At 36.1% G+C, this 8511-nt stretch carries 10 protein-coding genes and 1 pseudogene; all 11 read right to left on the minus strand.

The genetic code is table 11. The annotated features are described in order from the left end of the window. Positions 1 to 298, minus strand: a pseudogene (locus tag LKD41_RS15155) (hypothetical protein); the annotation flags it as partial. A gap of 27 nt (positions 299 to 325) precedes the next feature. Continuing rightward, positions 326 to 1225, minus strand: coding sequence for a hypothetical protein (locus LKD41_RS15160; RefSeq protein WP_227701641.1), 900 nt, complete (start codon positions 1223 to 1225; stop codon positions 326 to 328). Positions 1226 to 1254: 29 nt separating this feature from the next. Continuing rightward, on the minus strand, positions 1255 to 2010 hold the full coding sequence (gene fliD / locus LKD41_RS15165; RefSeq protein ID WP_227701642.1) for a flagellar filament capping protein FliD: 756 nt from the start codon (positions 2008 to 2010) through the stop codon (positions 1255 to 1257). 21 nt (positions 2011 to 2031) lie between these two features. Further along, positions 2032 to 2808, minus strand: a complete 777-nt coding sequence (locus LKD41_RS15170; protein WP_182427205.1) for a FlxA-like family protein — start codon at positions 2806 to 2808, stop codon at positions 2032 to 2034. 205 nt (positions 2809 to 3013) lie between these two features. Continuing rightward, positions 3014 to 4384: a sensor histidine kinase gene (locus LKD41_RS15175; RefSeq protein WP_227701643.1), complete on the minus strand. Its 1371-nt coding sequence runs from the start codon at positions 4382 to 4384 to the stop codon at positions 3014 to 3016. Then, a complete protein-coding gene (locus LKD41_RS15180) occupies positions 4381 to 5094 on the minus strand; it encodes a LytR/AlgR family response regulator transcription factor (RefSeq protein ID WP_055943283.1) in 714 nt (237 codons plus the stop codon). Before LKD41_RS15180 ends, LKD41_RS15175 begins: the two co-directional genes overlap by 4 nt. 313 nt (positions 5095 to 5407) lie before the next feature. Further along, complete coding sequence (locus LKD41_RS15185) at positions 5408 to 5572, minus strand: hypothetical protein (RefSeq protein ID WP_156454689.1); 165 nt, start codon at positions 5570 to 5572, stop codon at positions 5408 to 5410. A gap of 20 nt (positions 5573 to 5592) precedes the next feature. Next, positions 5593 to 5787, minus strand: a complete 195-nt coding sequence (locus LKD41_RS15190) for a hypothetical protein (protein ID WP_117699209.1) — start codon at positions 5785 to 5787, stop codon at positions 5593 to 5595. A gap of 57 nt (positions 5788 to 5844) precedes the next feature. Beyond that, the gene (locus LKD41_RS15195) at positions 5845 to 7035 is read right to left on the minus strand and encodes a DUF4885 family protein (protein ID WP_227701644.1); all 1191 of its coding nucleotides are present in this window, start codon (positions 7033 to 7035) and stop codon (positions 5845 to 5847) included. An 85-nt stretch (positions 7036 to 7120) separates the two neighbouring features. Next, on the minus strand, positions 7121 to 7669 hold the full coding sequence (locus LKD41_RS15200) for a hypothetical protein (RefSeq protein WP_006859190.1): 549 nt from the start codon (positions 7667 to 7669) through the stop codon (positions 7121 to 7123). A gap of 44 nt (positions 7670 to 7713) precedes the next feature. Continuing rightward, positions 7714 to 8511, minus strand: a 798-nt coding sequence (locus LKD41_RS15205) for a hypothetical protein (RefSeq protein ID WP_227701645.1), incomplete at its 5' end; no start/stop codon positions are given.

An 8511-nucleotide genomic window follows, 5' to 3' on the forward strand; every position in this document is an offset into this window, starting at 1 on the left:
ATCCACAGGAAACATTCTCCCCAAAATTGATTGCATCCAAAATAGCACTTGAATTATTATAGTTTGCAAAATAATAATCCAATTCACTGTTAGAAATATTCGCATTTTTATCTATCAGTGCAGCTATTGATTGCTTTGAAAAGCCTCGTGCAGCATCAGAAATACTTAAACTGTCCTGTTTTTTATTATTTCCTGCTCCAAGCAACATCTGTATTGCTTTTTGGTGTATTACTGCCTCTGCCTGCTTTGAATATGTCAACAGCTGGTTTACTGTGTTTACATCTGTTACTGTCTTCATAGCTATTCACCAAACCCTTTTTCAACATTAAACGCCAAACATATGCTGCAATTTGTCCAGCATATCGTTTGATTTTTCTCTAACACTTCCCGGCTGATTTCTTAATTCATATCTGTTTTCATAGTAATGATTCAAGTAACCTTTCAGCCCATCATAAAATGAATCCTTATCTATTTCATCATTTAAAAATTTGTCACACAAACCGGTCATTTCCATTTTCTCATTCGTATAGAAAGCTCTCTCATCGGAGATGATTTCTGATTTGTACTTATAAGCTTCTTTTTTGCTCCCTATTCCGACAACCATATAATCCGGTGTCATTCTCTCCATGATAGAATTGCGTGCCGACTCATTAAAATGAACATATTCGTCAATCATATCTGAAAAACCTGCCTGTAATTGCTCCGGGACATACATTTTATTTATTTTGTTTAATCCAGCCTCACTTGCACTTAATAAAAATACCGATTCAAATGAAGTACCACGATACCCTTCCCTGGCATTCAAGTCATCTACCGCTGCCACCATTGTGTCGATCTGCTCTTTTAATGTATTTCTTTCATCTTCTGATAAATATTCTGCCGCATTTTCATCTATCCACTTCTCAAAAACCGCAGCCTGATTCTCAGAATGTCCCTCAAAGACACTTCGATCTCCTGAAATAGAAGATGCCTTTAATTCCAATTGAAACAAATTCTCACACTTGTATTCTGCCGGTATTTCTTTTATCTCTCCATTGATTGATGAAAAATGCATTGCCTGAAACTCTGAGACTTTATCACGGGCAGTCTTCACTAATTTTTTTGCTGAATCACTGATTGTCACATCATCTTCCGAAATCATATTCTGAGGAACCGTTTTTTGCTTCTCAACCTTATTTTTTATCATCTCAGGATTATTAATATATCTATTTCCTTGAACTTTCATAGCAACCTCCATAAGTTAGTCCACACTTTCTATACTTCTTTATCTATCTTGCTCGATGTCAAAGAAGAATCCGTCTTAGAGTATGTACCATTATTTGTATAGGTTGCACTCGCCCGGTTTGCAGCATTCGATATACCAGTTGCTTTCTGCGATATTTTGCTTACAAAAGAATTATATCCTGTAAAGACCGTTTTCAGCGAACTGATATCTGCCTGCTTTAAAGCATCCTCATCTAATTCCAACTTGTTTCCTTTTCCTATGGTAATACCTATTTTGGCAAGCATATTACTGTTTTTGTCTGTCATTCCAGTTATCCATGAAGCATTTCGCAATACATCCTTTGTATTAGATTCTCCGGCTTCTTTAACTACATCATTATAATCTTCAACAAAAGATTTTACTGCCTTGGTGATTTTATCCCAGTCATAATCCTCTACCTCAATCTCTTCCCCCGTTTTTTCATCTTTCTTTTTTATTTTCTTTTTTTCCAAAAGAGAAGAGTCATTCAAAGCATCTGCTGATTTTTTCAGAGAATCTGCACTTGTTTTCATCAAGGTAAGTCTTTGTGAAGTATCACCTTTTCCTGATAATTTTTCAGCATCCTGTTTTGCATAATATGCTTTCATAAGTTTTCCATAGCTTCCATTTTTGATTGCAGCATAATCAGAAAGCATATTTGTATTGCCTACTGATGAACTATCTGACGTTCCACTAAACAACGCTGAAAAATCTACATTGCTGTTATATTTACTTGTATAATCACTAAAACTTTTGATTTCTGACATAACACCAGCCTCCTTTCTGAACTATAAACGTATATCTATCGGTGTATATACTACCGACTGTCCACTTTCTGATGCTGGATTTGTTATTGTTTCTGCTGTTTCTGTTTTGATATCTGCATTATCTGATGCATCTGTTGTCGTATCTGCATTTTCCTGTGTATTCTCTGCTTTCTGAGGTTGATCCTTCTTTGTTTCTGCTGCATCTGTACTGTTGTCTGTCTTTGCTGCTTCTTCCATAGATTTATTTGCATCTGAAAGTGAAGACATCTGTGCTACTGTTGCAGACTGCGCTTTTGCCTGCAAATCTGCCAGTTCTTCTTCTTTCTTTTCGGTATTGCCTTTTCCAGCATCCTGCTTGATTTCAGACTCAAGCACACCGGCTCTTCCTTCCATCTGTGTTGCCATACTACCCTGCACTTTTGCTTGCTTCATAGATGAATCTGCGGAAATCATTGCCCGCATACCTGCCTGTGACAAGCCTGTTCCTTTCTTTGCAGATGTATTTTTTGTACCAGCCACCATATCATCCATAGATGATTTTTTACTCTGCTGTTCCTTTCTCTGTTCAATCTGGTGCTGTCTTAACTGTTGATTGAGATTTGTAATTTCCTGTTGTATCTCCTGACGTTTCTTCATCTTATCCTCTAATGACAGTTCTTCATTTGATGATAAGTCCTGCAATTTCTGCTGTGCATTTGCAATCTGATTCTGAATATTTTTACTCACAGAATCATTCGCCTGTGCCATTCCTATTGCTCCTGTCTGCGTATTCGTTCCGTTAAATCCATTAATTTTCATCATTTCGTTGTCCTCCTTGAGCTAATACTCTGAAATCCGTTTCCTGAAAATCTGCATAACATGATTTCTCTTTATTTTTTCTTTCGGCATATCTTTCTTCACAATAAACCGTGATGTTGTGAACCGCCCTTTTTTCGTTGTGAAGCATCAAGAAATCACTACATATTTCTGTAATTTGCAAAATACATAGTGCCAATTTATTTCTTTATTCTACCTGCATCATAATGCTAAGGATTACTTCCTCATTTCCCTGCTCCAAAGATATATCTCCCATATACATTCTGGCAACCCGGCGAATGTTATTCAAACCCATTCCATGTTCCCTCCCAGATTTGGTTGTTTCTGGCAAATCGCTATCACCAAAATTAAGCTGACCCCCAAAACTGTTTTTTATGGTTATCATAAAGATACTGTTTTTCCGAAAAGAAGAAATGCTGATATACGGATCATCTCCACTTACATTTTCCATGCAGTTATTCAAGGCATTATTCATGATCACACTCAAATCAAATGCATTTAACTTCGTATTCTGCGGATAATGAAAATCCGACAGAAACCGAATCTGCCTTTCTTTTGCTTCTCTCAGCTTTTCCATCAAAATGACATCAATTACCGGACTTCCTGTCTTTATTTCCGGAGATACCTCGTCCCATTCATTTTTCAGATGTTCCAAGTATTCTGTAGCATCATCCATATTATTATGTGCCACCAGATGTTCCAGTGTCTGTATATGATTTCCCATATCATGGCGCATGGAGCGGATATCCCGATACAACTTTTCGACTTCCTCGATATGCTTTTTCATGTCACTGATCTGATTTAATACCAGCTCTTGTCCCCGCTGTTCTTCCTGCATCTCTTTCCAGTTTTGAAACATTACAATCACAACAAGAATAGCAACTATGGAAATCAGATAGTGTAAAAAGCTTAAAGCTCCATAAAATCCATATGTATCAATCAAGTTCTTTCCAGTATCTCTTTCGTATATCATGAGATAATATTGTAAAATGCCATACCCAGTGACGCCTACAAGTGAAGGTATAATAAGCATTACCATCTCTTTGACGCTCATTTCATCTTTTTTGTATATATACGCTTTATTGATCAGTCCTATTGCAACCGCAATAAAAGCAATACAAAGTACAATATCCAAAACTCTGGTTCCAACATATAGTCCGTATTGCAACCACACTTTTTCTGCACTCATATTCCGAAATACAAGTGCTTTTGTAACAAGATCATCAAGTCTGCCTGCCATTGCAACCGTTAACCATCGGATAGAAAAGAACGTAATTGCAAGAAATATTTTCTGATATATATTTCTTCTGTCCTCTACATACATTGCAAGAAACGCTGCTATAACTCCAATCAGATATGCGGAAAAATTATCAATCTGTGGCGGAATCATATATAAAACAAGCATAATCGTAATATAAACAATACTGACTGCCACAGCCCCTTTTTTCTTTTTTATATAGGGACAAACAAATTTTCCAAAATAGATTCCTGTAATCATAAGGAGTGCAATAACAGAAATTTTCGATGTAACCATCCAGCATTTTTCTACCAAACTCATCCGATTTCTTTTCCTTTCCTCTGATTATATTTCAAATATTGTTTTACAAACTCAGAATAATTCTGTTTTGCAATCAATGCAGTTCCATTTTCCATCGTCACACAATTTGCATCATATTTCTGAACATATTTGAAATGTACGAGGTAGGCTCTGTGTGTACGAAAAAAATCTGCTCCCGCAATTTCACTCAGTTCCTGCAATTTTCCATAATATTCAATATTCGTATCCCGTGTATGGATAATGACTTTTCGATTATATACCTCAGCATACACAATATCCTTCAAAAACACTTTCATATGGCTTCCTCCGGACTGCACCATCATGTATTTTTCATCCGATTGATTTTCAGAATATTTTTCAATGCTTCTGACTGCACATTTCACAACTTCCTCAAATTTTTCATCTGAAAATGGTTTCACCAGATAATGAAATGCTGCAACATCAAATGCCTGAAAAACATACTCCTCCACAGCAGTTACAAATATCAATACCATTCTTTCATTTTTCTGACGAAGAATCCTTGCCGTTTCCATTCCATCCATTCCTGGCATCTGAATATCTAAAAATAGAATATCCGGCTCACAACCACTTGCAATCAATTCATCACCAGACAAATATTTTTCTATTACTGCATCTGGTAATAATTTCTTTATTTTTTCCTCTAATATCAATCCTATAGATTTTTCATCATCGCAGACTGCTATTTGCATCTTGTCACTTCCTTACTTACATACAATTATATTTATTATATCGGAAAAAGTCTTTTAATAGCCAGCCGCCATGTTGTGAACCGACCTTTTTTTGTTGTGAAATAGAATATCACATATATCGCTTTATCTGCTTCCTGTTAATTTGTTTTATCCGGCACACGCTCCTGGGAGTGACTGTATCTATCAAAAAAAGAAGTCAGCAGTTTATTCACGCACTACTGACTTCCTATACTACTTATTTTAATTGCCTCCCACATCCATCTGAATCTGATATCTTGGAATCGTCCCATTTTCCTTTTTATAAGCCAGAACATCATAAATCATCTACTGTTACGTTCCCATTTGATACCTTATTCAAAAAACGATCTAATTCCTCTACATAGCCAGCCAGACGATATTCCTCATCCCTGTCATTACTCAATGAACCAATAAAACGATTGTTCTTATTGGTGCCAATGTTCAATAACGATAAATCCACAACTCCCGAACCGTATCCTTTTACTGTTGCACTTGTAGATGCCCCCGTAAAAGCATTACGATAAAGATTATTGTCTCCATCATTTTTTCCGTCAGAACAAATTCATCACCTAAGTCCTTCATTTTTGATTGGCATACCGGAGCCGGCATATGATATGTATAATTACCACAAATATTCTTATACTGACTATGATTCTGAATGATTCCAATTCCCATACAGGGTTCTCCTTTTTTCGTAATTTTTCAACCAGTTTGCAAAAAAATATTATATTTCTAAAGCACAGAATACCATTGTCTGTTCATACGATCAGCTTCATACTGGTATGTAATCAACTGGTTCATATCCTTTAAGCTGCTCTTTCCATATAAAATGCTTAAAGTCATATCTGGCACATTGTTCCATCCTCTGGTTGAAATAGTTGAAACCAGGTCATGTATCCAATTATTCATTTGCTGCTTAAACTCTTTCGGAACTTTTCCGGAACTTTCAACTGCACTATCCACTAAGTCTAATATATTCTCTCCCGACTCCGTATAATATGTCCCATTTTTTTCCTCAAGTTTGTCTAATTCATATCCTGTATAACTATAAACCTGATGATATGCTTCGTATTTCATCTTTGATTCCTCTGTTACTTGAGAACTCTCACAGCCATCTTGTGTTGAGCAATAATAGATATGCTTATAGAGATTTTTCCCATTATTACCTACATTTAAAGCATTCTGCATCAACACCTTTGTTTCTTCATCCACACCATCTACCGTTATCTCGTAACTGTATGGATCGACAGTAAAAGTACACTCTTCCTTAATAGGAGATGTATCTACACCAGCCTGCTTTAAAATATTTGAAATCTGTGAATTTACCAATGCTCTTTCAAATTGGATTTTATCCGAATCTACACTGTCGCCGTCCACTTCAATTCCCCTGAACAAAGAATCCTGATAATTTACACCATTTATTTTTCCTGTCCGGCACATCTGCATCTCATAATTATATGCAATCCTACGTTCTGTATCAGTCAAATTAGTCTCGTAATACTCTGAACTCTTATCAAAATACTTGGAATGAATATAATTTTCTGGGTTAGAATGTGTTTTTGCTTCTGCGGCAAGCTTAGAATACTTTTCCGTTAATGCCGCCCTAAATGCTTTACCTGTACTCATATATTCACTTGTTTTCGCATTAATCTGTGTTCCTGCATTCTCAATGAGCTCTTGATTCGTTTTTTTTGCTGAAGCTATATAGGACTTTAAGTCAATGCTGCTGTCAATACTTGTATTATGTGTTCTTCCACTTGTACTTTTTGTCAGTTTTTCCTTTCCCGATGCACTTATCGTTAAGGTATCTCTTGTGCCTCTACAACCAGTGTTTTGACTGCTTGCCGCTTTTTGCTGTTGACCAAACAGAACATTAAGCAATGACTGATTAGCATTTATTCGGCTGTTAAAAAATATATTCATAATATCACCAACCTTCTTATTATATATCGGATTCTCCTAACCTTGTTTGTAATCTTTTCTTTCTTCAAAATTATAGAAATTGATACTATGCATATGTATCAAAACCTACCTTATTTTTAGTTGTCGCTTCTATAGCAATCATATTTTCTGTTTTTTTATCTTCTTTTTCTTTATCCTCTTTCATTCTCTCCAGCCATTTGTCAATTTCTGAATCCGTACCAGTCTCTCCAAAAATGCCACAGGTTGTCATTTCGGTTCCATTATTCGTAAACTTAAACTCCACTGATATCAGTTTACTACCATGACTTATTGCCGCCTTCTGTGCATTTCGTATAACATCTGGCATAATTGCTAAATTTTCCTCAAGCCATTTCGCAGTTTTTTCATCTCCACATGCCTTTTGCATTACACTTCTGTCAATCAATACAGAAGCATTTTTGCATGGAGTCAAACATTTATACTTGTTAGTCAAATACTTTGAATAGTCTGATACATTTTTAAACTTATTGGCTGAATTCATAGTGTATCCTGCATAATAATTCTTTTCACTATTCTTTGATGGCTTTACATTTTCATTTTTTACATTTCCGTATGTGTATGTATTGGCATACGATGATACTCCATTAATTCCCATACTGCATCTCTCCTTTCTATTTAGCCTTGATTTTTATTTGCAGGCTATTGGGTTTTGTTCGATACGCTTACTGCCATTGTAAAATTTGCCTCATAAGAAGCTACTGCCTGACTTATTGTGACAGTCTTAGCAGACGAACTACTCTCAGCCACCAATCGAGTTCTGGCATCCTGAGCAGATAACCTTTTATTTTGCGCATATTCTTCATAAGCTGTTCTTTCCGCTTGTTTTTTCTGAATCCGCTTTTTTTCCTGTTGTTTCTTTACCTGATTTTCTATTCTCTTTTTATTTTCTATTCTGCGCTCCCAAAAACTATTTTTTGACTTATCATTAAAAATCTTCCCACCATTCCCATTGTTATAACCATCACTCCACATCTCAGCATGACATTCTTCTTTTGATGCTCCATAATATATTGTAGAAAACGCTCCTCCACATATACCGGACCATTTATCCGGTTGTGACCAACCCACTTGCAAATCATTTAATACCCATGCTTCATACTCTGGATCATTCTTCATCGCTTCAAAACCCGCCTCTGAAATTGTAACAGATATTGATTCGCCTGCTCTTGTGGGGTGCATTGGAATTTGAGATATTTTATTGTAAATGTACTGCTTGTATTCCACCATCGTCATATCTTTAGCAGGCACAGAACCTATTTTTGAATTGCCCACTATACTTCCACTAGCTTCGCTCTTTTCTCTTACACTATCCGCAAACCTTGTATCTTCCTTCTCCTGATCTTTAGCCGCATTTTTCTGTTGGTACTGATTGTAAGCCCGTGTCATATAGTTCACATTAATTGTATTACTCATAGTAACCTCCTTTGCTTTCTTTAT

It is taken from the genome of Roseburia sp. CLA-AA-H209, from assembly GCF_020687575.1.
GTDB classification, from domain to species: Bacteria; Bacillota; Clostridia; order Lachnospirales; family Lachnospiraceae; genus Roseburia_C; species Roseburia_C amylophila.

Coding starts and splice junctions, on each gene's coding strand:
- LKD41_RS15160 (WP_227701641.1), bottom strand. CDS start 1,225: ATGAAAGTTCAAGGAAATAGATATATTAATAATCCTGAGATGATAAAA.
- fliD (WP_227701642.1), bottom strand. CDS start 2,010: ATGTCAGAAATCAAAAGTTTTAGTGATTATACAAGTAAATATAACAGC.
- LKD41_RS15170 (WP_182427205.1), bottom strand. CDS start 2,808: ATGAAAATTAATGGATTTAACGGAACGAATACGCAGACAGGAGCAATA.
- LKD41_RS15175 (WP_227701643.1), bottom strand. CDS start 4,384: ATGAGTTTGGTAGAAAAATGCTGGATGGTTACATCGAAAATTTCTGTT.
- LKD41_RS15180 (WP_055943283.1), bottom strand. CDS start 5,094: ATGCAAATAGCAGTCTGCGATGATGAAAAATCTATAGGATTGATATTA.
- LKD41_RS15190 (WP_117699209.1), bottom strand. CDS start 5,787: ATGGGAATTGGAATCATTCAGAATCATAGTCAGTATAAGAATATTTGT.
- LKD41_RS15195 (WP_227701644.1), bottom strand. CDS start 7,035: ATGAATATATTTTTTAACAGCCGAATAAATGCTAATCAGTCATTGCTT.
- LKD41_RS15200 (WP_006859190.1), bottom strand. CDS start 7,669: ATGGGAATTAATGGAGTATCATCGTATGCCAATACATACACATACGGA.